Source organism: Mesorhizobium sp. M0761 (genome assembly GCF_040320205.1).
Taxonomy (GTDB): Bacteria; Pseudomonadota; Alphaproteobacteria; order Rhizobiales; family Rhizobiaceae; genus Mesorhizobium.
Window position 1 is genome coordinate 144,859 of the sequence record NZ_JAMYPF010000011.1, and the last position, 26,503, is coordinate 171,361.

The 26,503-nt window shown below is 62.7% G+C and carries 29 protein-coding genes; 20 read left to right on the forward strand and 9 right to left on the reverse strand.

The annotated features are described in order from the left end of the window. The first annotated feature begins 12 nt into the window (after positions 1-12). Genes NKI32_RS19290 through NKI32_RS19325 form a run of 8 tightly spaced genes read left to right on the forward strand, consistent with a single transcriptional unit; the run spans position 13 to position 6,526 of the window. On the forward strand, positions 13-804 hold the full coding sequence (locus NKI32_RS19290) for a substrate-binding domain-containing protein (protein ID WP_353003188.1): 792 nt from the start codon (positions 13-15) through the stop codon (positions 802-804). Further along, complete coding sequence (locus NKI32_RS19295; RefSeq protein ID WP_023668011.1) at positions 801-1,334, forward strand: c-type cytochrome; 534 nt, start codon at positions 801-803, stop codon at positions 1,332-1,334. Before NKI32_RS19290 ends, NKI32_RS19295 begins: the two co-directional genes overlap by 4 nt. Continuing rightward, complete coding sequence (gene coxB / locus NKI32_RS19300; protein ID WP_023668010.1) at positions 1,331-2,344, forward strand: cytochrome c oxidase subunit II; 1,014 nt, start codon at positions 1,331-1,333, stop codon at positions 2,342-2,344. The genes NKI32_RS19295 and coxB overlap by 4 nt, the downstream gene beginning before the upstream one ends. Continuing rightward, positions 2,341-4,311: a cytochrome c oxidase subunit I gene (gene ctaD / locus NKI32_RS19305; protein ID WP_353003190.1), complete on the forward strand. Its 1,971-nt coding sequence runs from the start codon at positions 2,341-2,343 to the stop codon at positions 4,309-4,311. The genes coxB and ctaD overlap by 4 nt, the downstream gene beginning before the upstream one ends. Next, on the forward strand, positions 4,308-4,913 hold the full coding sequence (locus NKI32_RS19310; protein ID WP_352512470.1) for a cytochrome c oxidase subunit 3: 606 nt from the start codon (positions 4,308-4,310) through the stop codon (positions 4,911-4,913). Before ctaD ends, NKI32_RS19310 begins: the two co-directional genes overlap by 4 nt. Beyond that, positions 4,913-5,254, forward strand: coding sequence for a hypothetical protein (locus NKI32_RS19315; protein WP_352512468.1), 342 nt, complete (start codon positions 4,913-4,915; stop codon positions 5,252-5,254). Before NKI32_RS19310 ends, NKI32_RS19315 begins: the two co-directional genes overlap by 1 nt. Continuing rightward, positions 5,251-6,129 carry a cytochrome c oxidase assembly protein gene (locus NKI32_RS19320; RefSeq protein WP_352512466.1) on the forward strand — a complete coding sequence of 293 codons (879 nt, stop codon included), beginning with the start codon at positions 5,251-5,253 and terminating at the stop codon, positions 6,127-6,129. Before NKI32_RS19315 ends, NKI32_RS19320 begins: the two co-directional genes overlap by 4 nt. Further along, positions 6,110-6,526, forward strand: coding sequence for a c-type cytochrome (locus NKI32_RS19325; RefSeq protein ID WP_352673090.1), 417 nt, complete (start codon positions 6,110-6,112; stop codon positions 6,524-6,526). The genes NKI32_RS19320 and NKI32_RS19325 overlap by 20 nt, the downstream gene beginning before the upstream one ends. A 1-nt stretch (position 6,527) precedes the next feature. On the opposite strand, the gene NKI32_RS19330 is transcribed toward NKI32_RS19325, so the two are convergent. The 8 genes from NKI32_RS19330 to NKI32_RS19365 form a co-directional block, all read right to left on the reverse strand. Next, a complete protein-coding gene (locus NKI32_RS19330; protein WP_353003193.1) occupies positions 6,528-7,334 on the reverse strand; it encodes a lanthanide ABC transporter permease protein PedC in 807 nt (268 codons plus the stop codon). Further along, positions 7,331-8,056, reverse strand: a complete 726-nt coding sequence (locus tag NKI32_RS19335) for a lanthanide ABC transporter ATP-binding protein PedB/LutE (RefSeq protein WP_353003195.1) — start codon at positions 8,054-8,056, stop codon at positions 7,331-7,333. The genes NKI32_RS19330 and NKI32_RS19335 overlap by 4 nt, the downstream gene beginning before the upstream one ends. Continuing rightward, a complete protein-coding gene (locus NKI32_RS19340) occupies positions 8,053-9,015 on the reverse strand; it encodes a PQQ-dependent catabolism-associated beta-propeller protein (RefSeq protein ID WP_031203155.1) in 963 nt (320 codons plus the stop codon). Before NKI32_RS19340 ends, NKI32_RS19335 begins: the two co-directional genes overlap by 4 nt. Further along, complete coding sequence (locus tag NKI32_RS19345) at positions 9,003-10,178, reverse strand: lanthanide ABC transporter ABC transporter substrate-binding protein PedA1 (protein ID WP_023714660.1); 1,176 nt, start codon at positions 10,176-10,178, stop codon at positions 9,003-9,005. Before NKI32_RS19345 ends, NKI32_RS19340 begins: the two co-directional genes overlap by 13 nt. Next, positions 10,175-10,846 carry an ABC transporter ATP-binding protein gene (locus NKI32_RS19350; protein WP_352512460.1) on the reverse strand — a complete coding sequence of 224 codons (672 nt, stop codon included), beginning with the start codon at positions 10,844-10,846 and terminating at the stop codon, positions 10,175-10,177. Before NKI32_RS19350 ends, NKI32_RS19345 begins: the two co-directional genes overlap by 4 nt. Beyond that, a complete protein-coding gene (locus NKI32_RS19355) occupies positions 10,846-11,730 on the reverse strand; it encodes an ABC transporter permease (protein ID WP_352512458.1) in 885 nt (294 codons plus the stop codon). Before NKI32_RS19355 ends, NKI32_RS19350 begins: the two co-directional genes overlap by 1 nt. Further along, positions 11,624-12,445 carry an ABC transporter substrate-binding protein gene (locus NKI32_RS19360; protein ID WP_353003223.1) on the reverse strand — a complete coding sequence of 274 codons (822 nt, stop codon included), beginning with the start codon at positions 12,443-12,445 and terminating at the stop codon, positions 11,624-11,626. The genes NKI32_RS19355 and NKI32_RS19360 overlap by 107 nt, the downstream gene beginning before the upstream one ends. Positions 12,446-12,815: 370 nt before the next feature. Beyond that, the gene (locus NKI32_RS19365; RefSeq protein WP_023667997.1) at positions 12,816-13,157 is read right to left on the reverse strand and encodes a DUF768 domain-containing protein; all 342 of its coding nucleotides are present in this window, start codon (positions 13,155-13,157) and stop codon (positions 12,816-12,818) included. A 188-nt stretch (positions 13,158-13,345) separates the two neighbouring features. On the opposite strand from NKI32_RS19365, the gene NKI32_RS19370 reads away from it, so the two are divergent. From NKI32_RS19370 to NKI32_RS19385, 4 genes are all read left to right on the forward strand, one after another. Continuing rightward, positions 13,346-14,266 carry an NAD(P)/FAD-dependent oxidoreductase gene (locus NKI32_RS19370; protein ID WP_353003198.1) on the forward strand — a complete coding sequence of 307 codons (921 nt, stop codon included), beginning with the start codon at positions 13,346-13,348 and terminating at the stop codon, positions 14,264-14,266. A 165-nt stretch (positions 14,267-14,431) separates the two neighbouring features. After that, on the forward strand, positions 14,432-15,718 hold the full coding sequence (locus NKI32_RS19375) for an SDR family oxidoreductase (RefSeq protein ID WP_353003200.1): 1,287 nt from the start codon (positions 14,432-14,434) through the stop codon (positions 15,716-15,718). Further along, positions 15,718-16,200, forward strand: coding sequence for a DUF2269 family protein (locus NKI32_RS19380; protein WP_023741841.1), 483 nt, complete (start codon positions 15,718-15,720; stop codon positions 16,198-16,200). The genes NKI32_RS19375 and NKI32_RS19380 overlap by 1 nt, the downstream gene beginning before the upstream one ends. 110 nt (positions 16,201-16,310) lie before the next feature. After that, entirely contained in the window at positions 16,311-16,637 is a 327-nt protein-coding gene (locus NKI32_RS19385; protein WP_023687797.1) for a low affinity iron permease family protein, read from the forward strand. Between the two features lie 388 nt (positions 16,638-17,025). Here the strand turns inward: NKI32_RS19385 and NKI32_RS19390 are convergent, their stop codons facing one another. Continuing rightward, on the reverse strand, positions 17,026-17,301 hold the full coding sequence (locus NKI32_RS19390; protein WP_023667991.1) for a hypothetical protein: 276 nt from the start codon (positions 17,299-17,301) through the stop codon (positions 17,026-17,028). A gap of 217 nt (positions 17,302-17,518) precedes the next feature. On the opposite strand from NKI32_RS19390, the gene NKI32_RS19395 reads away from it, so the two are divergent. From NKI32_RS19395 to NKI32_RS19430, 8 genes are read left to right on the forward strand one after another with little or no spacing between them, the layout of a single operon-like run. Further along, on the forward strand, positions 17,519-18,625 hold the full coding sequence (locus NKI32_RS19395; RefSeq protein ID WP_023681102.1) for an NAD-dependent epimerase/dehydratase family protein: 1,107 nt from the start codon (positions 17,519-17,521) through the stop codon (positions 18,623-18,625). Continuing rightward, positions 18,622-19,695: a GDP-mannose 4,6-dehydratase gene (locus NKI32_RS19400; protein ID WP_352626567.1), complete on the forward strand. Its 1,074-nt coding sequence runs from the start codon at positions 18,622-18,624 to the stop codon at positions 19,693-19,695. Before NKI32_RS19395 ends, NKI32_RS19400 begins: the two co-directional genes overlap by 4 nt. After that, the gene (locus NKI32_RS19405; RefSeq protein WP_023729531.1) at positions 19,692-20,984 is read left to right on the forward strand and encodes a TIGR04295 family B12-binding domain-containing radical SAM protein; all 1,293 of its coding nucleotides are present in this window, start codon (positions 19,692-19,694) and stop codon (positions 20,982-20,984) included. Before NKI32_RS19400 ends, NKI32_RS19405 begins: the two co-directional genes overlap by 4 nt. Continuing rightward, positions 20,969-22,069: a glycosyltransferase family 4 protein gene (locus tag NKI32_RS19410; RefSeq protein WP_031209094.1), complete on the forward strand. Its 1,101-nt coding sequence runs from the start codon at positions 20,969-20,971 to the stop codon at positions 22,067-22,069. The genes NKI32_RS19405 and NKI32_RS19410 overlap by 16 nt, the downstream gene beginning before the upstream one ends. Positions 22,070-22,071: 2 nt before the next feature. Then, positions 22,072-23,202, forward strand: a complete 1,131-nt coding sequence (locus NKI32_RS19415; RefSeq protein WP_353003203.1) for a CgeB family protein — start codon at positions 22,072-22,074, stop codon at positions 23,200-23,202. Next, positions 23,199-24,293, forward strand: coding sequence for a CgeB family protein (locus NKI32_RS19420; RefSeq protein WP_352626563.1), 1,095 nt, complete (start codon positions 23,199-23,201; stop codon positions 24,291-24,293). The genes NKI32_RS19415 and NKI32_RS19420 overlap by 4 nt, the downstream gene beginning before the upstream one ends. After that, positions 24,290-25,393 (forward strand): CgeB family protein, encoded by a 1,104-nt coding sequence (locus NKI32_RS19425; RefSeq protein WP_353003205.1) that lies wholly within the window; start codon positions 24,290-24,292, stop codon positions 25,391-25,393. The genes NKI32_RS19420 and NKI32_RS19425 overlap by 4 nt, the downstream gene beginning before the upstream one ends. Before the next feature lie 23 nt (positions 25,394-25,416). Further along, on the forward strand, positions 25,417-26,457 hold the full coding sequence (locus NKI32_RS19430; RefSeq protein WP_023681096.1) for a UDP-glucuronic acid decarboxylase family protein: 1,041 nt from the start codon (positions 25,417-25,419) through the stop codon (positions 26,455-26,457). Positions 26,458-26,503 lie beyond the last annotated feature (46 nt).

The following is a 26,503-nucleotide window of genomic DNA, read 5'->3' on the forward strand; positions in this document are numbered from 1 at the left end:
CTGGCGATCGGCATGGCCGCGATCGCCTTCGTGTTCTTGACGGCCACAGCCGACGCACGTGAGCTGAGGGTCTGCGCCGATCCGAACAACCTGCCGTTCTCCAACGCGGCAGGTCAGGGCTTCGAGAACAGGATCGCCGAAATCGTTGCGTCCGATCTCGGCGCCAAGCTGACCTATACCTGGTGGGCGCAGCGTCGCGGCTTCATCCGCAACACGCTGAAGGCGGGCCTGTGCGATCTCGTGCCGGGCACGCCGAGCAACCTCGAAATGCTGCGCACCACCACGCCCTACTACCGATCGTCCTATGTCTTCGTCACCCGCAGGGACGGCCCCGACGTAGCATCGTTCAATGATCCGCGGCTGCGCGACATGCGGATCGGTGTTCAGCTCATCGGCGACGATGGCGCCAATTCGCCTCCGGTCCAGGCGCTTGGCCGCCGCGGTATCGTCGGGCACCTCGTTGGCTATCCGGTCTATGGCGATTATTCCGCCCCCAACCCGCCGGCGCGCATCGTCGAAGCGGTGGCGAATGGCGAGATCGACCTTGCCGTGGTCTGGGGCCCCCTCGCCGGCTACTTCGCCGCCAGGCAGAAGGTGCCGCTCCGCATCACGCCGGTTGCGCCCCGCATCGACGGACCGCAACTGCCGATGATCTACGACATCTCGATGGGCGTCCGCCGCGAAGACGATGCGCTGCGCGGCGATGTCAATGGCGCCCTGTCCAGGCACAAGGTCGAGATAGATGCCTTGCTGTCACAGTATGGCGTGCCGCGCCTCGATGCCTCGGGGAGCCCGGTGCGATGAGAGCCGTTGTGGCCATGCTCCTGTTTCCAGTCCTGGCGCTCGCTGCCTGCCAGCGCGAGGAACGTGACACGCGCCCGCAATCGGCGCTCGGATCGGGCGAGCAGCCGACGCCTGTGACCACGCTGGAGCCCGGCGGACAGCGCCCCCCCGCCAGCGATAACAAGGCGGCGAGCTTCGAGGCCAACGCCTTCCATATGAGCGAAGGGAAACGGCTTTTCGGCTGGTTCAACTGTTCGGGATGCCACGCCAATGGCGGCGGCGGCATGGGGCCGGCCCTGATGGACCAGAAGTGGCTCTATGGCAGCTCGATCGAAAGCATCCATGCCACGATCCGCGACGGTCGGCCAAACGGCATGCCGAGCTTCCGCGACAAGATTCCCGACGACCAGATCTGGGAGCTTGCGGCTTTCGTGCGCTCGCTGAGCGGCAACGCGCCATCTTCCGCCGCGCCGCAACGCAATGACGACATGATGGCGCATCCGTCGGAAAACCGCATGCCCGACGCGGCCACGCTGGGGAAGTCGCCGTGAAACGTCTCGTCTCGATGGCGTTCGCCACCGCCGGCGCTCTGTTGCTCCAGGGATGCGCGGGCTGGCAATCCGCCCTCGACCCGAAAGGTCCCGCGGCGAGCGAACTGGCATGGCTGATCTGGTTCTTCACCGCGCTCTGCGCCGTGGTGTGGGTGCTGGTGATGATCGCCCTCGTCGTGCCCTTGATGATGCGGTCGCGCGCGCAGGCGGAGCCGCTCGCGATCAAGGCCGGCGCCGACGACCGGAAGCTGCGCGCGGTGATGACCGCCGTCGGGTTGACCGCCATTGTCCTGATCGGACTGACCTTGCTGAGCTTCTTCGCCAACAGGACGCTCGCCGCGATCGGCTCGGATGCCGCACTGACCATTCGGGTCACCGGCCATCAATGGTGGTGGGAGGTGCGCTATGAGGATGCCACGCCAAGCCGCATCCTGACCACGGCGAACGAGATCCATATCCCCGCCGGGGAGCCGGTGCGGCTTCTTCTGACCTCGACCGACGTCATCCATTCCTTCTGGATCCCGAGCCTTTCGGGCAAGCTCGACCTCATTCCCGGCCACATGAACGTGCTCGACCTCAAGGCAGACAAGCCTGGTGTTTACCGAGGTCAATGCGCCGAGTTCTGCGGGGCGCAGCACGCAAACATGGGCACCTTCATCATCGCCGAGCCGCGTGCGAAGTTCGACGCCTGGTGGAACGACCAGTTGCAGCCGGCCGCTACTCCGACGGGGGACGAAGCCAAGGCCGGCCAGGATCTGTTTCTGAAGCGCCCTTGCGTGATGTGTCACAGAATAGGCGGCACGCCTGCCGGAGGAACGGTCGCCCCTGACCTCACCCATATAGCCAGCCGGCAGACGCTTGCCGCCGGGACATTGACAATGAGCCGCGGCAATCTCGCCGCCTGGATAGCCGACCCACAGGGCATCAAGCCCGGATCCCACATGCCGGTGGTGGAGCTCAGCGGCGACGAGCTCAACGCCATGGTCGCCTATCTCGAGGCGCTTAAATGAGCAGCGCGGACCTCACAAGCGAACGCGACCTGCCGCGCGAAACGCCCGCCACAGGCGACGTCGCACCCGAGCATGACGGACCGCGCGACACCGGCATGGACGATGCCAGCCTGGATCGCTGGCTGGCGCGGACATGGCGCACGCCTCCCGGCATCATCGGCGCGCTGTCGAGCGTCGACCACAAGGTCGTCGCACGGCGCTATCTGATCACCGCCTTCGTGTTTCTGTGCCTGGGCGGGCTCAACGCTGTCGCCATGCGCATCCAGCTCTCAGGGCCGCAGCGCGGTCTGATCGACCCGGACCTCTACAACCAGCTGTTCACGATGCATGGCGTAACCATGATGTTCCTGTTCGCCGTGCCCATCGTGCAGGCGACAGGCATCTATCTCGTGCCGCTGATGGTCGGCAGCCGCAACATCGCCTTTCCCCGCCTGAACGCGTTCAGCTACTGGATCTATGTTTCGGGCGGCATATTCGCCTGGGTGTCTTTCGCGCTCAACATGGCGCCCGACGTCGGCTGGTTTGCTTATGTGCCGCTGTCAGGCCCCGAATTCGCGCCGGGCAAGCGGGCCGACGTCTGGGCCCAGATGATCACTTATACAGAAGTATCCTCACTGGCCGTCGCGGTGGCAACCATCGTCACCGTGTTCAAGCAGCGAGCCCCCGGCATGTCGCTGGACAGGATTCCGCTCTACGTCTGGGCAATGCTGGTTACCTCCTTCGTCGTCGTCTTCGCCATGCCCGCGGTGATGATCACCTCGACCTTCCTGATCCTCGACCGGCTGGTTGGCACACATATCTTCAACCCGGCCGAGGGCGGCGACGCACTGCTCTTCCAGCATCTGTTCTGGTTCTTTGGCCATCCCGAGGTCTACATCATCTTCCTGCCGGCGACGGGCATGGTCTCCGCGATCATCCCGGTCTTCGCCCGGCGTCCCGTGTTCGGGCATCTCGGGCTGGTCCTGTCGCTGATCGCCGTCGGCTTCCTTTCGTTCGGCCTCTGGGTCCATCACATGTTCGCGACGGGACTACCCAAGCTCGGCGCCAGCTTCTTCACCGCGTCGAGCATGCTGATCGCCATCCCCAATGGCGTTCAGATCTTCTGCTGGCTGGCGACCTTGTGGGACGGCAGGCCGGTGATCCGCACGCCGCTGCTGTTCGTGTTCGGCTTCTTTTTCATCTTCGTCATCGGCGGCCTCACCGGCGTCATGCTCGCTTCGGTGCCGCTGGACCTCCAGGTGCACGACACCTATTTCGTCGTCGCCCATTTCCATTACGTGCTGATCGGCGGTTCGGTCTTCCCGCTGCTGGGCGCGGCCTACTTCTGGTTCCCCAAGATCAGCGGCCGCATGATGAGCGAGCGTCTCGGGCGCTGGCATTTCTGGCTGGCTTTCATCGGCTTCAACGCGGCTTTTTTCCCAATGCATCTCGTCGGGCTCTGGGGCATGCCACGAAGGGTCTACACCTATCCGGCCGAGCTTGGCTGGGGCAACATCAACCTGTTCATCAGCGCCGGCGCGGTGCTCTTTTTCCTCAGCTTCGTACTGTTCACGTTCAATCTTGTACACGGCGCGTTGAAGGGCGCACTGGCCGGAAACAATCCCTGGGATGCCGGTACGCTCGAATGGGCGACGTCTTCGCCGCCGCCAAGCTATAATTTCGCGCGGATACCGATTGTCACACATGTCGAACCGCTCTGGGCCGAACGCGAGGCGCTGCCTGTGGCGACCGGACTCCGCGTCGATGTCCGTGAGCTGTTGATCTCAACCGTGGCGGAAGCCCATCCCGACATTCGCGAGAAATCGGCGACACCGTCGATCTGGCCGCTGCTGGCGGCAATCGCCGTCGGCGGTACGTTTGTCTATTCGATCTTCACGCCCTGGGCGATCGTCTGGGGCGCTGCGCCGATTGCCATCACCTTGATCGGCTGGTTCTGGCCCAAGGACAACCCGGAGGACGAGGAATGAACCAGCGTCCCAACTTGGATCTTTCCGCCCTCCCGACCTTTGGACATGGCCCCCGGAGTCCGACCTGGTGGGGAACGCTCGGCTTCATGGCGCTGGAAGGCATGGGCTTTGCGTTGGCATCCGGCGCTTATCTCTATCTCGCCACTTTGTGGCCCAACTGGCGTCTAAGCGCCCCGCACCCCAACCATTGGCCCGGAACGATCGTCACCATCCTGTTCATCATCAGCGTGGTGCCGAATCACATCCTCCACGGCCATGCCAAGCAATGCGCGATCGTGCCGGTGCGGATCGGGCTGGTGGTGATGTCGCTGCTCGGTCTGGCCCCGCTTGTCGTGCGCTGGTTCGAATTCCCGGCGCTGAACATCTACTGGGACACGAACGCCTATGGCTCGATGCTCTGGGTGCTGCTCGGGCTGCACACCACACACCTGATCACCGATGTCGGCGACACCATCGTTTTGACGGTGCTGATGTTCACACGCCACGGCTATAGCGGCCGGCGCTTCGGCGATGTCGGCGACAATGTCTTCTATTGGGATTTCGTGGTGCTGACCTGGATCCCGATCTATCTGCTCATCTACTGGATGCCGAGGCTAGGCTGATGCGTGCGTTGAAAATGGGAACGTCCTGGGGTGGTCTTCTGTCGGGGCCGGTGGCTTGGGCAATCTCGACGCAGCTGAACTACGCACTCGTACCATGGCAGTGCAACCGCCAGGTGCCGGTGGTGCTTCCCGTGGCACTGGTGCTCGCCGTGCTTTCGCTGCTCGGCGGTGCCTTGTCATGGCGGGCGAAGCGGCAGGGCGGCGCCGCCTTCAAGCCTGAGCGCACGCGCAGCTCCGAGCAGTTCGTCGCCGATCTCGGCATGCTTGCGGCATTGCTGTTTGCCCTCGTCATCATCATGCAAGGCAGCGCGGCTCTCATTCTCGACGAGTGCCTGCGATGAGCTTCGACGCGTTCTTCTCGACCTCGATCTGCTACGGCGCCGGCGCGCCCGAGGCCGGATGGACGCTCGCATTTCCCATCACGTTTCCGCTGGCCGCGATTGCCTTCCTTTATACCATCGGAGCGACTCGGTTGTGGCGCCGCAGCAGCCGAGGCCGTCCCGAGCGGATGCGGCAGGCGTTGTTTTTCGCCGCCGGTTGGGGCGTGCTGACGGCAGCACTGGTCAGCCCCATCCATGCGCTCGGCGAGCGGGTGTTTGCCGCCCATATGATGGAGCATGAACTGCTGATGGCGGTGGCGGCGCCCCTCCTTGTCGCCGCTTGCCCAGGCGCAGTCCTGCTCTGGTCCTTGCCGGCCGCACTTCGCCGCGGGACGGGCAAGCTCACGCGCGCAAAGACGCTGCAATCGGTTTGGGCCCTGGTGATCCGTCCCCTCAACGCGACGATCATTCACGGCGTCGCCATCTGGATCTGGCACATTCCGGCGTTGTTCCAGGCAGCGCTCCAGCAGGGCTTTCTTCATTATGCCCAGCATGCGAGCTTCCTCGGCACAGCCTTGCTGTTCTGGTGGGCGCTCCTACCGCGCCCCGGTCGACAGCAGACCTATGGCAACTCCGTCATGCATCTTTTCTTCACCTCGCTCCATACCGGCCTGCTCGGTGTCCTGCTGCTGATGTCGCCCAAACTCTGGTATCCGGAGAATGGCGCCGGCGCGGCATTGTGGGGAATGACCGCGATCGAGGACCAGCAGCTCGCCGGATTGGTAATGTGGGTTCCGGCCGGCTTGGTCTATGGCGGCGCCGCCCTGCTGCTCGCCGGCCTCTGGATAAGCAGCAGCGCAACCAGGGAGGCAACACATGCGCTCCGACCTGGGTAGGCTGATCGGGGGCGCCCTTGCCGCAATCCTGCTGCTGACCGCGGCTGTCGCAGCGGCGACTTTGTGGTCCGACAGGCGCGAGCGCGTCCGGCACGAGTCGGATGCGGCGACCGGCGGTGTAGGCGCCCGCGCCATTCCAATCATGACGGCGAATGGCTGCTCCGGCTGCCATACGATACCCGGCGTGCCGGGTGCGCAAGGCCAGGTCGGACCCCGCCTAGACGGTGGCCTTGCCGACAGGGTCTTTATCGGTGGCCTGCTGGCAAACAATCCGGAGAACATGATCCGCTGGATACGCTCGGCGAGGGAAGTCAATCCGCACACGGCCATGCCGTCGACGAGGATCACCGAGCAACAGGCGCGGGACATCGCCGCTTATCTCTACGCGTTGAGGTAATTCATCCCTCGCCGCCGCGCCGGGACCACAAGCCGCGGCCGGGATCGTAGCCGATGACCGCCGCGAGGAAGAAGGCGACGAGGCAGCCAAGGACCACAAACGCCGCGACAGGATCGAACCGCAGATAGAGCGCGAAGCGTATCAGCTCGACCGCCGAGCTGAACGGGTTCCAGGCGGCGATTGTTGCCAGCACCGGTCCCGCCTCGGCAAGCCGCCACAGCGGATAGAGCGCCGTCGAGGCAAAGAACACCGGAAAGATGACGAAATTCATGACACCGGCAAAGTTCTCCATCTGTGACGAAACCGAGGAGACAAGCAGGCCGAACGCGCCAAGCATGAGGCCCGCCAGCACGAGCGCCGGAAATACCGCGACGTAGCCGAGAACGGGCGGCCGCACATCCCAGAAACGCGCGACCAACAGAAACAAATAGACCAGCGGCACGCCGACGATCACGCTGGCCAGCAGGCGCGCCGCAAGCAGGTACCAGCGCGGCAATGGTGCGGTCAACAACAGGCGCATGCTGCCCATCTCGCGATCGTAGACCATGGCCAGCGAACTCGCCATGGCATGGAAGAGCAGCATCATGGCCGCTAGCCCAGGCACCACATATACGTCATAGAGAACATAGGTCTGGTAGGGTGGCGTGATCGACAGACCGAGAACGGAGCGGAAGCCAGCGGCAAAGATTGCCAGCCAGACCAGCGGCCGTACCATCGCCGAGAGCAGCCGGCCGCGTTGCCGCAACGTGCGCAGCATCTCCCTGCGCAGGATGCCGTTGAGCGCGCGCACCGCGTGAGACGTTTTCATTCGGACTCCGTCAGCGACGCGAAGGCCTCGCCCGTGCTCGCTACACCGAGATCGGCAGCCAGCCGATCGGCGCGGCCGGCCCACCGCATTGTGCCTCGATGCAGCACCACCACATCGTCATCCGCCGTTAGTTCTTCCAGAAAATGTGTTGCCCACAGGACGGCAATGCCGCGCTGGCGGCAAAGCTCCCGCACGTGCCGCTCGAGCGCGCGGCGGCCCGGCACGTCGAGCCCGGTGGTCGGCTCATCCAGCAGCAAAAGGCGTGGGCTATGCATCAGAGCGCGTGCTATCTCGACACGGCGACGCTGTCCCCCGGAAAGCGCTCGGGCAGGATCGTCGATCCTGTCCAGCACGTCCAGCCGGCCGAGTTCGTGGATGGAGCGCTCCTTGCTCAAGGCCTGGCTAAGGCCATGCAAGGCCGCGTGGTAACGCAGGTTCTCGCCGGCCGTCAGATCGAGATCGAGGGTCGGCAACTGGAAGACGACGCCCATCTGCGCCAACGCGGCGGACGGGTTGACATCCATCGCCTGGTCGAAGACATGCACCGAGCCGGAGCGGGCGTGATAAAGACCGGTGATCAGCGAGAACAACGTCGTCTTGCCGGCGCCGTTGCGGCCTAGCAAGATGCACATCCTGCCTTGGGCCACAGAGAAAGAGACGCCGTCGAGAACCCGCCGGTTCCCGAAACTATGGCCCAGATTCTCGACCGACAAGGCGTTCATGGCCCGATCACGACGCCCCACGGCCCCCGCCCCACCGGCAGCGATTTCACCACCTCCTGGTTTTCCAGATCGATAAACGAGATATCGCCGGAATTCCCGTTTGCGGTGACCAGGCGCTTCTGGTCGCCGGAGAGCGCAACGTGCCAGGGTCGTTGACCAACAAGGTAGAGCCGACGGACCGCCAGCGTTTTCACATCGACTTCCGCAATCCTGTTGGCGGGGCCGAGCGCCACATAGACGGTCGTGCCATCGCGGGACGTCGCCATGCCGACCGCCTGCACGCCCTCGCGTCGTATACCCGGCACCTCGAACTCGACTTTGCCGGTCTGCGCGCGCGTTGCCGTGTCGAAGACGGTGACGGTGCCCCGGATCTCCGAGGACACCCAGAATTGCTTACCGTCCGGCGAGAATAAAGCCGCGCGCGGCCGGGTATCGACCAGCAGATTGTCGACGAGTTCAAGCGTGCCTGCGTCGATCAGATGCACCATGCTGGTGGTCTCCGAAGTGCAGGCGACATAGCGGCCGTCGGCGCTGGCCGCCATTCCTTCCGGTTCGACGCCGACATCCACGGTGCCGATGACCTTGGCCGCGGCGATGTCCACCACCGACACCAGATTGTCATTCTCGTTGGCGACGAACAGCCGCTTGCCATCGGGATGGACTGCGAAGAATTCCGGATCGGCTCCCGAAGGCAATTCGCCGACGACCCGCCGCTTCGCGACGTCGACCACGTCGATGCGGTTGTCGTCGCCTTCCGCGACGAAAAGCATCTTGTTGTCGATCGACAGCGCCAGCCCGCGCGGACGGCGGCCGACATCGATCGTCGCCAGCAAAGTCATTGTCACGCCGTCGACGACCGCGACGGTATTATCCTGCTCATTGGAAACGTAGATGGTCTCGGCGGCGGCGGGAGCAGCAAGAGCGAACGCCGCCAACAACAGCGTCATCAGAACTTGCATGTGCTCTCCTCCAGGTCGATGCCCAGCGTGTCGAGCGGCGTGCGCTGATGCAGGAAGCCCGGTTGCGGTGAGCTGGAAATCAAGAGGCGAGGCCCGGCGATCAAAATGGGCTGGCGCATCTGTCCGTCCCAGGGACGGAAACTAAGCCCCTGCCCCTTGAAGCCAGCGAGAAGAAACGCGTCGCCGCGTATATATCTGCCGATTGCCGCGGGATCGAGACTGTGCAGGCGCGTCGCCGCTTCGCCGATACTGCGCACAGCGAGCCAGGCCGCGTAGTCGCTGGGCAACATCCAGCGCCCTGCCTGCCTGTGGAAACGGTCCTGCAGTTGCGTGGCGCCCCATTCCTCGCTGACAGCGCTCCAGCCTGTGGCGACAAGCCCTTGCGTGCCGGCGACGATTCTCGGCAGCGCAGTGCGGCCCTCCAGATAGGCGCCGAATTCATCCGCCTCGTCGGCGACCACGAGCACATCATAGTCGCTGACCTGCGTGACCGCGGGTATTTCGGTCTGCAGCGTGACATGCCCTGTATCGGCACGTCCGTTGGCGGGCCTGAATGTCCACGGCTGGTCGATCGTGATCTCGGCTCCGAAGCGAGCCGCCGCCCGTCGAAAGGCCGCAGCCATCGCCTGATCCTGCGAATGCGGCCCCACAAGCAGGAACCAACGCTGCCAGCGCTTCCAGGCGAGATATTGCGCCAGCCCGTCGGCGAGCATGGCGCGGCTCGGGATCGTGTGCAGGACGTTCCCACGGCAGTCCTGCTGGCGAAGCACGTCGTCCGGCGCCCGGCTGTTGAGCAACGTCATCTGCTCGGCACCGGGCGCGGCACTGGCCTGTAGAAGCTGACTGGCGTCGAGATCGGCGACGACAAAGGCGATGCCGGCATCGGCGAATTGTCTTACCGCGTCGTCCGGCGTTTCGGTTGGTTTCAATATCCTTTCCTCCAGCCGAAATTTCTGCCCAAGAAACCGGCCGGTGCTTTCGTCGTCGGCAATGCCGAGCCGTGCGCCTTGCAGGCCGTCGTCGGTCACGGTTTCATCAAGGGGTCCAAGGGGCAGAGCCGGTTTGCGCTCCTGGCCGATATACCCGATCACCATCGTCTGTTGCTCGGTGGCGCCAGGGCCGGTGATCAGCAAAAGAAAGAGAAGGCCCAGCAACAGTCTCATTGTGTCGCCCCCAGCCCAAAGCGCGACGATCCCGCTTCATCGCCACGAGAGATTGCGACATCGCGCACGATGCGGGCCGGCGATCCCTCCAGAACAATAACCCGATCACCCAGCGACGAGGCATATGCGAGATCATGCGTAACCAGCAGCGTGGTAGTCCGCCGACTGGCGAAACAATCCTGCAGCAGGCGGCGCATGTCTTGCGCGGTCGCCTCGTCGAGTGAAGCGAATGGCTCGTCGAGGAGCAGGAGCGCAGGCTCCACGGCGAGCGCCCGGGCAAGCGCTACGCGCCGCGCCATGCCGCCCGAGAGTCGCTGCGGATAGCTCTTCTCATTGCCTTTCAGGTCGACAGCGGCAAGCCACCGGGCCGCATCGGGCGCGCGATCCGGGATGGCCATCTCTACATTGCGCAAGGCGGTGAGCCAGGGCAGCAGCCTCGGTGTCTGGAACAGCATGCCTATCGGAAGCGGTCGTCCGCTCACGCTGCCGCGAAATTCGCGGTCGACGCCCGAAACGATCGACAGCAGCGTCGACTTGCCGACACCGGAAGGGCCGGTCAGGACGCAGACCTGTCCGTCGGCTATATCAAGCGACAGCGCGCGAAAGATCGTCCGGCGCTGTCCGTCGTCACCGGGGAAAGTCTTGTCCTCGATCCTGATCCTCAGCATCAGCGTCGCCAGGCGAACAGACGACGTTCCAACGGCACAAACAGTCCATACTCTATGGCAAGCATCACAACGCCGAAGCTGATCGCATAGGCAAGGATGTGGGTGACGTCGAAGTTCTGAAAATAGACCTGTAGCTGGAACCCGACGCCGTTGGAGCGGCCGAGCAGTTCGGCGAGCAACACGATCTTCCACGTCAATGCCAGCCCGCTGCGCAGGGTGACGAGAAAGAACGGCGCCAATTGCGGCAGCACGACATGCTGCAGCTTTGCAGCACGCCCGAAGCGATAGAGCTCAGCCATTTCGGCAAAGTCCTTGTCCAGCCGGCTGGCGCCTTCACGAATAGTCACCACGACATTGGGGATCTTGTTGAGCGCGACCGCAAGGACAAGCGCGGTCTCGGCAAGACCAAGCCAGATATAAATTAGAATGACCGTGATCAGCGCCGGCATGTTGAGGAGTAACACGATCCAAGGCCTCATCCATATGTCGGCTCTGTGCGAGCGGCCTGCCGCGTAGCCAAGGGCCGCGCCGATGACTATTGCCGACCCGAGGCTTGCCACGACGCGCGCAAGCGAGATGCCCAAATGGTATGGCAGCTCGCCCCGAACCGCTTCGTGCAGGAGAACCGAAACAACCTGGACCGGACCAGGAAACAGCCGATCGGCGGCGATCGATGATGCAATCTGCCAGACGAGCACCATGGTCAGCAATGCCGCAGTGGATTGACAACGCTGCATTGTGATGGGGAACGCTGGGACATCGGTCATTGGCGCGAGCTCAAGCCGGTATGGCCCGGAAGACACCAGGATCGAGGCTCGTCGCCTTGCCGACCAGATCCTCGCCGCCCAATTCGGCCAGGATTGCAAACAACCGGGCCGCGCCATCACGTTCGTCTTTGCCGAACCGACGAGGGATTCCGGCTCGATAGGCGGCGCGTAGCGCCGCCTGTAGGTGAGGATCGTCCGTGCCCAATTGGGGCGCGAGCACCCGCCATTCGTCGTCCGAAGACTCGAGCAGCGACTTCGCTGCCGCGGTCGCGCTCGTGAATCGCGCGAGGGCTATCGGGTTGGCCCGCGCCCAGCTTTCATGGAAGACGTAGCCGAGCATCGGCAAGTCCACGGATACGCCAAGCCCCTGCAGGATTTGCGCGACACTGAGCAGAGGCCTTGCCCCCTCTGACTCGAGACGGGCGGCGAAATTCCAGAACGTCAGCAGTGCATCCAGTCGCCCCGCCAGAAATTCCTGCTCCAACAAAGGCGGCGCGCCGAACACTGGCTCCACCTCTTCAGCAAGATCGCGCTTCACCTGACGGAGGCCGAGCGCGCGCAACAGGATCCAGCTTTTGTCCAGCGGACCACCTGCGATCCCCAGCCTTTTGCCCTTGAGGTCCGCAAAAGTTCGAATGGGCGAGCCTTGCGGCAGTTCCAGCGCGCCGACGGCACGAGAATAGGGATAAAAGACCAGATCAGCGCCTTCGCTGCGCTGGCGCATGACCCACACCCAGTCCGAAACGATGACGTCGACGCTGCCGGCCAGCAATGCGGTCTTACCGGCTTCGATACCGGCAAGCCGCTGAGCCTCGATTGATACGCCGTGCATGGTGTCCAACGCATGTCGCCGCATGACGTCAACTTCCCAGGCGGCGGTGCCAAATCCCAGCACGCCAAATCGCACGAGCGGCGATGGCTGTGGCGCGGCTTCTGCGGAAGCACCCAATAGCCAGCAACAAATACCCGCAAGAGCGGCCCGCCGCGAGATGTGACCCTGATCATGCCGGGTCAGCCATTCGCCTGGAAGGGTAGCAGTCAGCACGGGCGCACCGGGTGTGAAGGAACTTTCCTAACGCCGTGGCGGCAGGAATGTTCCTCAATGGTGCATGGAACTAACGGGAAAGCACCTAAGGTCCGTTTTTCAGCTCGTATAGCAGCCCGGGGGGCTTGTTCAGGCGAACAGAAGAAGGTGTCAGGGGCTACGGTCCGCTCTTGGCATCATCGACCTCCAACGCGTCCATTACAGGTGCCGGATCGCTCTTTTCGGAGCTCGGGCTCTGCACCCCGGACCCGGCGTTCTCGATCGCTTGCACGATAGCATCTTCGATGTTTCCGAGTTCGTCCTCCCTTACTTCACGCCCATAACCGGCCACCTCGGCATCTTGCTCGAATTGCTGAGCGAGCACCGCGACGCTGACTTCCTCTCGACCAGGAAGTGTGCCGACATTCTCCTGTAGCCAGTTTTGAAAAAACTCTCTGGTCGCGCTCATCTCAGACCACCCTTTCGCCAAACTAAGCGCGACGATGAGCCGAAGTTCCATGATGCGTTCACTTTCCCAGTGGCGCTGTACTCACAGCGTTGGGAGCCACGAGGTTTTTGCAGGCTTGATGAGGCAGTGGCCTTTCTCTTCACGACTCGATTGGAGTTCACTCTTATCGCGCAGTGTGCATCCTGATTGCGTCCATTTCGACCCTGTGGAACAAGCCTGTTGAGTTGAAGTTAGGCCCTATGCCAAGCTTTTCGGGCGAACCAAGTTTTTCGGGCAAACAAGTTTTTGACGTTGCCATCGTCGGCGGCGGCCCCGCGGGGCTCGCTGCAGCCATGTATTTAGCCAGGTTTCTGCGTTCGGTGATCTCGCTCGACGCGGGGCATGCGCGTGCCAAGCTCATCCCAAAATCCCGCAACTGTCCCGGCTTCCCCGACGGCATCAGCGGGGAAGAACTGCTCGGCCGCCTACGAGCCCAGGCACAGCTATACGGCGCGAGCCTTGTCCATGGTTGCGTAGGCCACGCCGAAAAACGCGAGGGTTTTTTTGTCCTGACGACCACCTGCGGGATTGTCCAAGCAAGGCGCGTGATTCTGGCAACGGGCATTGTGGACAAGGCACCTCCCATTGAAAGACTGGAGGAGGCGATCGCAACCGGCATTGTCAGACTGTGCCCGGTTTGCGATGCATATGAGGCCCGGGGTAGCCGCATCGGCGTTGTTGGTCCGGAGCATCTCGCCGTCAGGGAGGCTCTGTTCCTGAAGGGATATGGCAGTCAGGTCGCCTTGCTCGCCAATAACCAGGATGATGTTTCCGAAGCTGCCCGCGGCGTCGATGACCTGATCCCTCGACGAACCGGGTTCGATGTCGTCATGGCCGAGGGCGCCCCGATGCGCAACATCGATGTGGTGTACCCTTCGATGGGCAGCGACGTACGCTCCGAACTCGCGGTTGCTCTGGGGGCTAACTGTGACGCAGAAGGCTATGTCCTGGTCAACCGACACCTTGAGACTTCAACGCCAGGACTCTATGCCATTGGCGACGTGGCCGAGGGGCTCAATCAAATTGCTGTTGCGTTCGGAGACGCCGCCAAGGCTGGAACTCACATTCATAACGACCTCCGCGATTGCGCCGAGCCCGCGACGAACTTCCGGCGAAGTTGACCTGCAGATGCGAACGCACCCTACCGGCTCACCTTTGGCTGCGTTGATGCCCGGAACCTGTTCCACCCGGCGTGAGACTACCGGCTTCGGCTTTGCTAGAGTTCTCCCAGGCGCAGCCGCTGGGTTGATGGACGGGCACGCGCTGGCGAACGGCTGGAGGAAGGAATGAAAATTCTCGTCACCGGCGCGTCAGGTCTGATTGGAGCCGCGCTTTGCGCGCGCCTGGCCGGCGAGAGACATGAAGTGGTCCGCGTGCTTCACCACGCAGACACTGGCGTCCACCCGGAGATCCCAACCGTTTCCCTGGATATGGCGCGGGCCTTGCGACCTCAGGACTGGACCCCCTATCTCGCCGGTGTGGACGCCGTCGTAAACTGTGCCGGCGTCCTGCAGGATAGTGCCCAGGAAAACACCCGGCATGTCCATTCTACCGGCGCCTCGGCTCTCTTCACCGCGTGTGAGCACGCAGGTGTGAATAAGGTGATCCACTTTTCTGCCATCGGGGTCGATCGCCAGCAGCCGTCCGCCTTTTCCGCCAGCAAGCTCGCCGGCGATGAGGCACTGATGGCACGTAGCCTTGACTGGGTCATCCTGCGCCCCTCCGTAGTACTGGGAAGGCCGGCCTTCGGCGCAAGTGCACTTTTTCGCGGCCTCGCGGCGTTGCTGCTCTTGCCGTTGATGCCCGACACGGGCCGTCTCCAAGTCGTCCAACTCGATGACGTGATCTCCACCGTCCTGTTCTTCCTCAAACCCGGCAGCCCATCGCACCTCACGCTGGACCTGGCTGGGCCCGAGGCACTTTCGATGAGCGAGGTCGTGGGTCGCTATCGCCGCTGGTTCGGATGGAGCAGTGCTCGGGAGTTCATCTTGCCCAATTGGGCCGCAGCTATCTTGTACAGGTTCGGGGATGCCGCGGCTCAGCTGGGCTGGCGCCCGCCGATGCGCAGCAATGCAGCAAAAGAGATTGCCCGAGGCGCTGTCGGCGATCCCCAACCCTGGATGACGGCGACCGGCATTCAACCATCAAGTCTTACATCTGCACTGCGTTTAAATCCTGCGACGGTGCAGGAGCGATGGTTCGCCGGTCTTTACTTCGTCAAGCCGGCGCTCTTTGTCATCTTGCCGCTCTTCTGGATCATGACGGGCATCATTTCCCTCACTGCCGGCTGGCGCAGCGGAGTTGATTTGCTGATTGGCACTGCTGCCCGCCCCTTGGCCGAACCGGCGGTAGTCGCCGGCGCGCTGGCTGACATCGCCGTCGGGGCGCTTATCGCCTGGCGCCCAACCAGCCGGCTTGGTCTTTTCGGCGCAATCGCGGTATCGCTTTTCTATGCGATCGCTGGGAGCATTCTGCGGCCGGATCTTTGGCTCGAGCCACTCGGGCCGTTGATCAAAATCCTCCCGATCCTCGTTCTGCATTTTGCAGCGCTGGCCATTCTGGAGGAACGCTGATGACGTACTTCGTGCTTAAATACCTGCACGTGATCGGCGCTGCTGTGCTGCTCGGAACTGGTGCCGGCATTGCTTTTTTCATGCTTTTGGCACACCGGACCGGGAATGCCGCGACGATCGCAGCCGTCGCCCGCATTGTCGTGCTGGCTGATTTCCTGTTCACGGCTACGGCCGTTATCGCACAACCTCTGACCGGACTGGGCCTCGCTAGGGTTGCGGGGTATTCGCTGTCCGAAGGATGGATCGTTCTCTCGATCCTGCTCTACATCTTGACGGGCCTGTTCTGGCTGCCTGTCGTGTGGATGCAGATCGAGATGCGAAATCTAGCCACACAGGCCGCACTCTCCAACCAACCTCCTCCCGAGCGCTACCATCAGCTGTTCAGACGCTGGTTTGTCTTCGGCTTCCCAGCTTTCGGCGCCGTGCTCGCCATTTTCTGGCTGATGATTGCGCGCCCGGCAATCGAGTGGTCATCGTTGTAGCTGCGATCGGCAAGCACTGGGCCGTGAATTCATCCGTCGCGCCTAGCTGGCTCGTGCCGGCGCGATGCACTGCGGTCGGGAACCACGGTCACTGCCGCGAGTTCTTTCGCATGGCCAATCATCCCGTCACCGGCGTGCTTACCTCAATCGGCACATTAACCTCCCGCCCCGCGGCATTCCTGATCCTGTTGGTCTACGCAATCCTTTGGATGATCTTCGAGCGACAGACCCTGGACTGGCATGGAGCGGCTACCTTGTTTACGTGGGCCATGACGCTGTTCATCCAGCGTGCCGAGCACCGCGACACTCAGGCCATTCACGCCAAACTGGATGAGATCCTGCGATCAGACCACAATGCCTCGAACATCACGCGGATCGACGATGAAGAGCCCGAGGAAATCGAAAAACACCGCCACCGCAAGCAGCAGGACGACTGATGAGCGGCGTTTTGGTTTCACGGCAGGACGAGTAGCGGGTTTCCAGCTTTTGACGCCTATCCAGCCCCGCCGCCAAAACCACCACCCTGCTAATCCTCGCTCCAACTCGGCGTTACGGCGCCCGGCGTTGATCTCTCTTCCCGCCCGGTTTCGCGTCATTCAAGGTTCTCCGTGATAAGGCCGAACTCAACGGCCTCGGGCAGCAGTTCGTCGTCGCCCTTCGCGTCACTTCTCCTCCTGCGCTCAGGGCTCCGATTCTGCTCAGGCCTTCGATCCTTGCTGCGACTGTGGTTCAGCGACCGAAGGATCGGAGCCCTCTATTGTTCCACCGCATCCAGAAAAATTTGCCCGAGAACCAGGTCAGGCAAATCGGCCGGCTCGAAGTGCGTCATTCGCCCTTCTGGTTGCGCTCGACGAACTTGTTGAAACGGCTGGTTTGTCCGTCACCAGTCTTGGACTGGTAAAGAAAGGCCAGATCGTTCTCGTCGAATATGCGGAAGAACTCATCCCATTCGACCGGCTCGAATGCTTCCTCGGGTTTGCCGAAGTCGATCCGCAGGATGCCGCCCGCGCCTTTGGTGCGAACCACTGCCGGCCGTCCATCCCGCTCCTCCGCCCATTTGCGGATTTCGTCGTGATTGGTGGTCGTTTGCGACTGGGACATTGAAATCTCCTTTGATCATCGGCGTTGCCAACATCGGGCATCGTCGGGGCTGCCGGCGTCCTAACAGCACAAGGGCGGCAATGTTCCGGCACGGCGCGGCGAGCGCGATGTGGCTGCTTCCGAACGAAGCCGGCCAAAGGAACTTTGTTGAAGCCAAGGGAACAAACCTTTTGCCGAAAAGTTCGGGTCGCCAAGATTACCTGTCTGAGGAGTGGTCGTGAAACGGATATTGGTTACAGGGGGCTGCGGCTTCATCGGCCGGCATGTCGCCCAGGAACTCATCGAGCAGGATTATTCGGTTCGCATTTTGGATGTGCTGCTGGAGCAGGTGCACGCAGGCGAAACAGTCGCCCTTCCCGCCGGGGCCGAGCTGATCAAGGGCGACATTCGGGACCGGGAGGCGGTCGCCAAGGCGCTGGAAGGCGTTGACGCGGTCATTCATCTAGCCGCGGAAGTCGGCGTCGGACAGTCGATGTACGAGATCGCGCGCTATGTCGGCACCAACGATCTCGGCACCGCGACGCTGCTCGAGGCGCTGATCAAACACCCGGTCGAGCGCATTGTCGTCGCCTCATCGATGAGTGTCTATGGCGAGGGCCTCTATGCTACATCGGACGGCCGGCGCATCGACAATGCCCGGCGCAAGGCGAGCGACATCAAAAACGGACAGTGGAATCCGCTGTCGCCGGAAGGCGAACCCCTCTCCCCCCTGCCGACGGACGAGGAAAAGCCGGTCGATCTCGCCTCTATCTATGCACTGACGAAATACGCCCAGGAACGCGCCGTGCTGATCTTCGGCGAAGCCTATGGCATCGATGCGGTCGCGCTGCGCCTTTTCAACGTATTCGGCGCCGGCCAGGCGTTATCGAACCCCTATACCGGCGTGTTGGCCAATTTTGCTTCGCGTCTCGCCAACGGCCAACGTCCAATGATCTTCGAGGATGGCGAACAGAAACGCGATTTCGTCCATGTGGATGACGTCGCCCGCGCCTTTCGTCTTGCGCTGCAGCAACGCCAGGCAAGGGGTCACGTCATCAACATCGGCAGCGGCCGAGCCTATGCTATCAGCGACGTCGCGCGGGTACTTGCCGAGGCCATGGGAACGCCGGACCGCTCGCCAGAGTTGCTCGGCAAGGCGCGCTCCGGGGATATCCGCAACTGCTTCGCCGATATTTCCAAGGCCCGTGAGCTGCTCGGTTTCGAGCCGAGGCAACAACTGGAGAATTCGCTCGCCGATTTCGTTTCCTGGGTGCGCAACTCGTCCGCCATCGACCGCGGCGCCGACATGAAACGCGAGCTTGAAGAACGTGGGCTGGTGTCATGAATACGCGCAATCGACGCGACGCGCCCGTCGCCATTGTCGGCGGCAGCGGCTTCATAGGATCGAACCTGGCCGACAGCCTGTTGTCGGATGGCGAGCCGGTGCTGGTGATCGACAATCTCAGCCGCCCCGGCGTCGAACAGAACCTTGAATGGCTGGCGCAGAAACACGGAAGCCGCCTCATGGTCGAAACGATTGACGTGCGCGACGCCAACGCGCTTGCGCCCGTTCTGAAGAGTTCCAAGGCGATCTTCCACCTGGCCGCGCAAACCGCCGTCACAACGAGCCTGGTCCAACCGGACGAGGATTTCGACATCAACCTTCGAGGAACGTTCAATGTCCTCGAGGCGGCGCGGCTGAGCAGTGAGTTTGTTCCGGTGGTCTTCGCCAGCACCAACAAGGTCTATGGCAGCCTGCCCGACGTCGCGGTGCGCGAGGACGGCGATCGTTACCTGCCTTGCGATGGCATCATCCAAGCGAATGGCATCGACGAGACCCACGGCCTGGATTTCTGCACGCCCTATGGCTGCTCCAAAGGCGCGGCGGACCAATATGTGCTCGACTATGCCAAATCCTACGGCATGCCGACGGCGGTGCTGCGGATGAGCTGCATTTACGGGCCGCGCCAGTTCGGAACCGAGGATCAAGGCTGGGTCGCGCACTTCCTGCTGAGTGCGCTGACGGGACGTCCAATCACCATTTACGGCGACGGCAGACAAGTGCGCGACATACTGCATGTCTCCGATGCGGTCGCCGCCTACAGGGCCACGCTCGATCGTATCGAGACGACCAAAGGACAGGCATTCAATCTTGGCGGCGGCCCCGATAATGCGATCAGCCTGCGCATGCTGTTGAGCGAGATCGGTAGCTTGACCGGCCGTGAGCTTTCGATCCGCCATGATGGCGAACGCACCGGCGATCAGCCCTTCTTCGTCGCCGACACCCGCAAGATCAAAGCGATGCTTGGCTGGAAAGCTCGTGTTTCATGGCGCGAAGGCATTCGCGATCTCGCAGACTGGCTGCAACAACACCGGCTCCAGCCTCGCCCCGAAGTCGTGAGGTACGTCGCATGAAAATCGCCCTGGTAAACCCGTTCTGGACCTATGACGACAGCATCTATTTCGGCTGCCGCCAACCACATCTCCCGCTGGAACTCGGCTATTCGAAATCCCTCCTCGAAACAGCCGGCCATGAGGTGTTGATGCTGGATGGGCAATTGCAGAAGCTCGACAACTCGGACCTCTCCGAGCGTGTGGCTGATTTCGCGCCTGCAATGACGGTCGTCAGTACCGCCCCGACTTATCTGTTCTGGCGCTGCGCACCACCCGAGTTGCGCGTGCCGGCCGATTTCCTCAACCGTCTCGCCGGGCGCGGTGGACGCACAGTCGCGGTCGGGCCGCATGGCTCGGCTACGCCCGCGCCAACCTTGCGCAAGCTTGGCGTCGACATTGTTGTGCGCGGCGAATGCGAGGAAATCGTCGCGGAACTTGCCCGGCGCGACGACTGGAGCGCGGTCCCCTCGACCGCTTACCTGCGCGACGCCAAGGTGGTTTTGAACGGCGGCGTCCACGCCAGCTCGTTTGTCGATCATCCGCCACTCCAATGGCCATCAGACTGGATCGCAGCCCATTCGCATCACCATCACAGGTTCGATGACAAGCAGGTTGGGTTCGGCGCGGAGGTCGAAGCATCGCGCGGCTGCCCCTACAATTGCAGCTTCTGCGCCAAGATCGATTTCCGCGATGCCTATCGCCGCCGCAACCACGAGGCGGTCATAGCGGAAATCGATGGGCTGATTGCCCAGGGCGTCGGCTACATTTATTTCATCGATGAAATCTTCCTGCCGCAGAAAGCGCTGCTGGAAGCGTTGATCGATCGCGACGTGAAGTTCGGTGTGCAGACCCGCATCGACCTTTGGAAACCCGATCTGCTGGAACTGCTCGGTGCGGCTGGCTGCGTCTCCATCGAGGCCGGCCTCGAAAGCCTGACCGTGGAAGGTCGTGCGATGCTGGCGAAACGCTGCCGGCTGGGTACCGAGGAACTTGCCGCGCTGCTCGTCAATGCCAGGCGTCACGTTCCGTTCGTACAGGCCAATCTGATCGGCGTCGTCGAGGATGACCCTGCCCTTGTGGACTACTGGCGAACGCACCTCATCGACAACGGCGTGTGGGCCAATGAACCCGTACCGCTTTATCCATATCCGAGTTCGCCAAGCTATCGCGAGCTTTGGGGCGAACCCGACGACCTCGCCTGGGAGCGCGCCCATGATCACTATCTCGCATCATTCCAGAAGTTCAGCGACATCCAGGAAAGGCGCCCGCGTCCGCTGGCGGAACTGGAGGCGACATGTTGCGGACACTGACGCCGCGCTCGCGGCGCATCCTGATGACGGTCGACGCCGTGGGCGGCGTGTGGCGCTATGCGCTCGACCTGGCCAGGGAACTTGTCAACGGCGGCGATACCGTGGTGCTTGCCGGCCTCGGTCCGCCACCGTCCAGGCAGCAGGCCGACGAGGCGGAGGCTTTCGCGAAGCTGATCTGGCTGAACACGCCGCCGGATTGGATGACCCGCAACGGCGGTGATCTCGACGCGCTGCCGCGGGAGTTGCATGCGCCCATGCGCGACCACGCCATCGACCTTGTCCATTTCAACGCGCCTTCGCAGGCAGCGGGATTCGACGCGCCATGCCCGGTCGTGGTGGTCTCCCATTCCTGCGTGACGACTTGGTTCCATGCGGTCAGAGGACAGGCGGCGGATGGGGCATGGGCCTGGCAGAAGGAGCGCAACAGACGCGGCATGGATCGGGCCGACGCGGTCATCGCGCCGAGCCGCAGCCACGCCGACATGCTAGAGACCTGCTACGGCCCGATCGCGCGCTTGAGTGTGGTCAGAAATGGTGCCCGTCCTCTGCTGAATGCCGAAAAGCACCAACCGCTCGTGTTCGCTGCTGCCCGCTGGTGGGACGAGGGCAAAAATGCCGCGGTGGTCGACCAGGCGGCGTCCCTGACGCGATGGCCTCTGTTTGCCGCCGGGTCGACGAACGGCCCAAACGGCGAGCATGTCAGCTTCAGCCATGCTGTTCCTCTGGGAGCAGTGCCGTCCGACGAGGTGCGTTCGTTGATGGCTCGCGCCGGCGTTTTCGTATCGCCATCGCTCTACGAGCCATTCGGCCTGGCCGCGCTGGAAGCCGGCATGTCGGCTACGCCCCTGGTGCTTTCCGATATCGCCACCTATCGCGAACTATGGGACGGGGCCGCGATGTTCTTTGACGCGCGCGATCCGCACGATCTCGCTGCCTGCCTCAATCGTCTCTCCAGCGATGCCGAGCTCCGGCGAGAGCTTGGCCAGGCAGCCATCCGACGCAGCCGCAGGTTTAGGCTGACAAAACAGACAGCGGCCATGCGCGGCGTCTACGACAAAGCGGCCTTAGCGATGGCGGAGCGCTGATCATGCGCTTTGTGTTCTACACCCATTCGGTCGTTTCCGACTGGAATCATGGCAATGCCCATTTCCTGCGCGGCGTCATGCGAGAGCTGGTCCAGCGCCGGCATCAGGCGATTGCGCTGGAGCCGGCGGATGGCTGGAGCCGGTTGAATCTGCTGGCTGAGAAGGGGTCGTTCGCCATCGAACGCTTCCGCAAGGATTTCCCCGAACTGATGCCGGTGACCTACGATGCCGGATTTGATCATGAAGCCTGGATCGCTGAGGCCGACGTTGTGATCGTTCATGAGTGGACGGATCCGGAGCTTGTCGCACGTATTGGCCGTGCCCGGGCCGCCGGCGGCAACTTCATCCTTCTTTTTCATGACACCCACCACCGGGCCGTGTCGGCGACCGAGGCGCTCTCGGCGCTCCGGCTGGAGCACTATGACGGCGTTCTCGCCTTTGGCGAGACCTTGCGTGAGAGCTATTTGCGCGCCGGCTGGGGCAAGCGCGTCTTCACTTGGCATGAAGCCGCGGACGATCGCCTGTTCAAGCCGCACCCGGAGATCCGCCCCACCTCCGATCTGGTCTGGATCGGCAACTGGGGCGATGATGAGCGGACCGCCGAACTCAATGAGTTTCTGATCGAGCCGGTGCACGATCTCGGCCTTGATGCCGCTGTTCACGGCGTACGCTATCCCAAGACCGCACTTGCGGATCTGGCCACCGCAGGACTGCGCTATGAGGGGTGGATTGCCAATGCCGACGTGCCGAAGGCTTTCGCCGCGCATCGTGTCACCGTTCACATCCCACGGCGCCCCTATCGCGAGAGGTTGCCCGGAATCCCGACGATCCGCATGTTCGAGGCACTCGCCTGCGGCATTCCGCTGATTTCAGCGCCATGGTCCGATGTCGAGCAGCTTTTCAGGCCCGGTGTCGACTTCCTGTTTGCCGAGAATGGCTCGCAAATGCGGCAACAGCTTCGGACGGTGTTGTCCGACGAGGACTTTGCGGCCTCCCTGGTGATCTCGGGTCTCGAGACCATCCGCTCGCGGCACACCTGCCGCCACCGCGTCGACGAGTTGCTCGGCGTGCTCACGCAATGCGGGAACCGACACACCGCCGTCCCGACAGCCGCAAAGGAAGCCGTCGCATGAAGATCGCATTCTATGGATCGAGCCTTTTGTCGTCCTACTGGAACGGTGCCGCGACGTACTATCGCGGTTTGCTCAAGGCACTTTCGCAATTGGGTTACGAGATCACGTTCTACGAACCCGATGTCTACGACCGGCAGAAGAACCGCGACATCGAAGCTCCCGACTGGTGCACTGTCGTCGTTTACGAGGCGACCCAGCATGCGCTGATGCAGGTCGCGGCACGTGCCGCCGGCGCCGACATCGTCGTCAAGGCGAGTGGCGTCGGTTTCGAAGACGAGGCGCTGCTTCGCGCCGTTCTCGACCACGCCCGCAGCGACGCGCTTGTCGTATTCTGGGACGTGGATGCGCCAGCCACGCTTGCCCAGTTGCGCGACGAGCCGGACCACCCGCTCCATCGTGCACTGCAGGAGATCGACCTCGTGCTGACCTATGGTGGCGGCGATCCCGTTGTCTGGGCCTATCGTGCCATGGGCGCCAAGGAGTGCGTGCCCATCTACAATGCGCTCGATCCCGAAACGCACCATCCGGTCGCCAGCAAAGCGCATTTTGCCTGCGACCTGGCGTTCCTCGGAAACCGGCTGCCGGACCGTGAAGCGCGTGTCGAATCGTTTTTCCTCGATCCCGCCAGCCAGCTGCCGAAACAGCGTTTCCTGCTCGGAGGCTCGGGTTGGGGCGACAAGCCGCTCCCCACCAATGTAGGCTGGCTCGGCCATGTCCGCACCCGCGATCACAACGCCTTCAATGTCACCCCAAAAGCCGTGTTGAACATCAGCCGCGACAGCATGGCCGCCAACGGTTTTTCACCGGCCACGCGAGTGTTCGAGGCGGCCGGCGCGGGCGCCTGTCTCATCACGGATGCATGGCTGGGCGTGGAACTGTTCCTGAAACCAGGCGAGGAGATCCTGGTCGCGCGTGACGGCGGCGATGTCGCCGAAATAATGCGCTCGCTGACCCCCGGGCGGGCCAAGGCAATCGGCCAAGCCGCACTTCACCGCGTGCTGGCGGACCATACCTACGCGCTTCGGGCGGATGTGGCGGATGCCGTCTTCAAACGTCATTTCGAGCACGGGGCCGTGGAGGCAGCGGAATGACCAAGAAACTGGACATCGTCTTTCTCGGCCTGTCGCTGTCCTCATCCTGGGGAAACGGCCACGCCACGACTTTCCGGGGTCTTTTGAAAGGCTTGCACGGACTCGGTCACCGGGTGACTTTTCTGGAGCGCAACGTGCCCTGGTACGCCAATCACCGCGATCTGCGCGATCCGGAGTTCTGCGCCTTGCGCTACTACGAAACCACTGCGGAGCTGCAACGCCACTACGCACAGTGCCTGGAGCAGGCCGACATCATCGTCATCGGATCCTTTGTTCCAGAAGGACGCCAGGTCATCGACATCGTCGCCTCGCTTTGCAAGGGGCAGCTCTGCTTTTACGACATCGACACCCCGGTGACCCTGGCCAAGCTTTCAGCCGACGATTGCGATTATCTGAGTTCGCGGCAAATTCCGTATTTCGATGTCTATTTCTCCTTCACTGGCGGACCAACGCTCAACCATCTGGCGCAAGACTTCGGCGCGCGCCATGCCGAACCTCTCTATTGTTCGGTCGATCCAGAACGGCATCACCCGACAGGAGATCCGATCCGCTGGGATCTCGGCTATCTCGGCACCTACAGCATGGACCGGCAGACAACGCTGAACGCTCTGCTGCTCGAGCCCGCACGGCATATGCCGAACCTCCGTTTCGTCGTGGCCGGCTCCCAATATCCATCCGACATCATCTGGCCGGACAATGTCGAACGCATCGAACATTTGCCGCCAGCCGATCACGCCGCGTTCTATAGCCGTCAGCGCTACACGCTGAATGTCACACGCAGTTCCATGATCACCGCAGGATGGTCGCCCAGCGTGCGCCTGTTCGAAGCGGCGGCTTGCGGCACGCCCATCGTCAGCGACCACTGGCCAGGGCTCGACAGCTTCTTTCCCGCATCGGCGATCCACACCGCCGCGGAGACGGACGAAGTCATCGATATCCTCGTTGGCGAGTCCGAGCGCGCACGCCTGGCCATGGCCGGCCGGGCTCGCAAACTCGTCCTCGCTTCCCACACCGGTGGGGCCAGGGCTCGCGAATTCGTGGCGGCGCTGACCCAACCAAGGGCGACGGCCCTCGATCTCGACATTGGAAGTGCAGCATGAACGGCAGACAGGAGAAAACAGCGATGCGACAGACAAGAAAGGCGCACAGGGCAAAGACGGTGCTTGTTGCCGGCGGCGCGGGTTTCCTCGGTTCGCATCTTTGCGAAGTATTGCTCCGCAACGGCTGGCGCGTGATCTGCGTCGACAATTTTCTGACCGGGCGCATGGAAAACATCATCTCGATCATGGACCGGCCGGGTTTCCGGTTGATCGAGCAGGACATCTGCCGGCCACTGGATCTCGGCGAGCCCGTGGATCACATCTTCAACCTGGCCTGCGCCGCCTCACCGCCGCGTTATCAGGCCGACCCGATACACACCACGCGTACCTGCGTGATCGGAACCCTCAACCTGCTCGAACTCGCTGTCCGCAATGACGCGCGACTGCTGCAGGCCTCGACGAGCGAAGTGTATGGCGATCCGGAACAACACCCGCAAAGGGAGGACTACGTCGGTCATGTGAACTGCACCGGCCCACGCGCCTGCTACGACGAGGGCAAGCGCACCGCCGAAACGCTTTGCTTCGACTATCTAAGGGCCGGCAAGGCCGACGTCCGCGTCGCGCGCATCTTCAACACCTACGGTCCGAGAATGGATCCGGCCGACGGTCGCATCGTCTCGAATTTGATCATGCAGGCGCTCGAGAAGCGTCCGCTGACGATATTCGGCGACGGCCAGCAAACGCGATCCTTCTGCTATGTCTCCGACTTGATTGATGGATTGATGCGCCTGATGAACATCGACCCCAATCCGGGCAAGCCGGTCAATCTGGGCAATCCCGGAGAATTCACCATCGTGCGACTGGCGGCATTGGTGAAGGCGATGACCGGCACCAAGTCGGATCTGAAATTTCTGCCCCTGCCGCAAGACGATCCTCGGCGCAGGCAGCCTGATATTTCGCGTGCGAAAACGCTGCTCGGCTGGTCGCCGAGAGTGCCGCTCAACGAAGGGCTCAAGCTGACGATCGATTATTTCGCGGCGCTCGAAGGCACCGGCATCGGCGATCAGATGACAGGCCTTGCCAAAAGGAGACCCGCAGGCGGGCTGCAGAACCTTCCTGCATGACGTGGGCCGCGGCCGGACCTGCCCGGAGATCGTGCGGAACATCCAT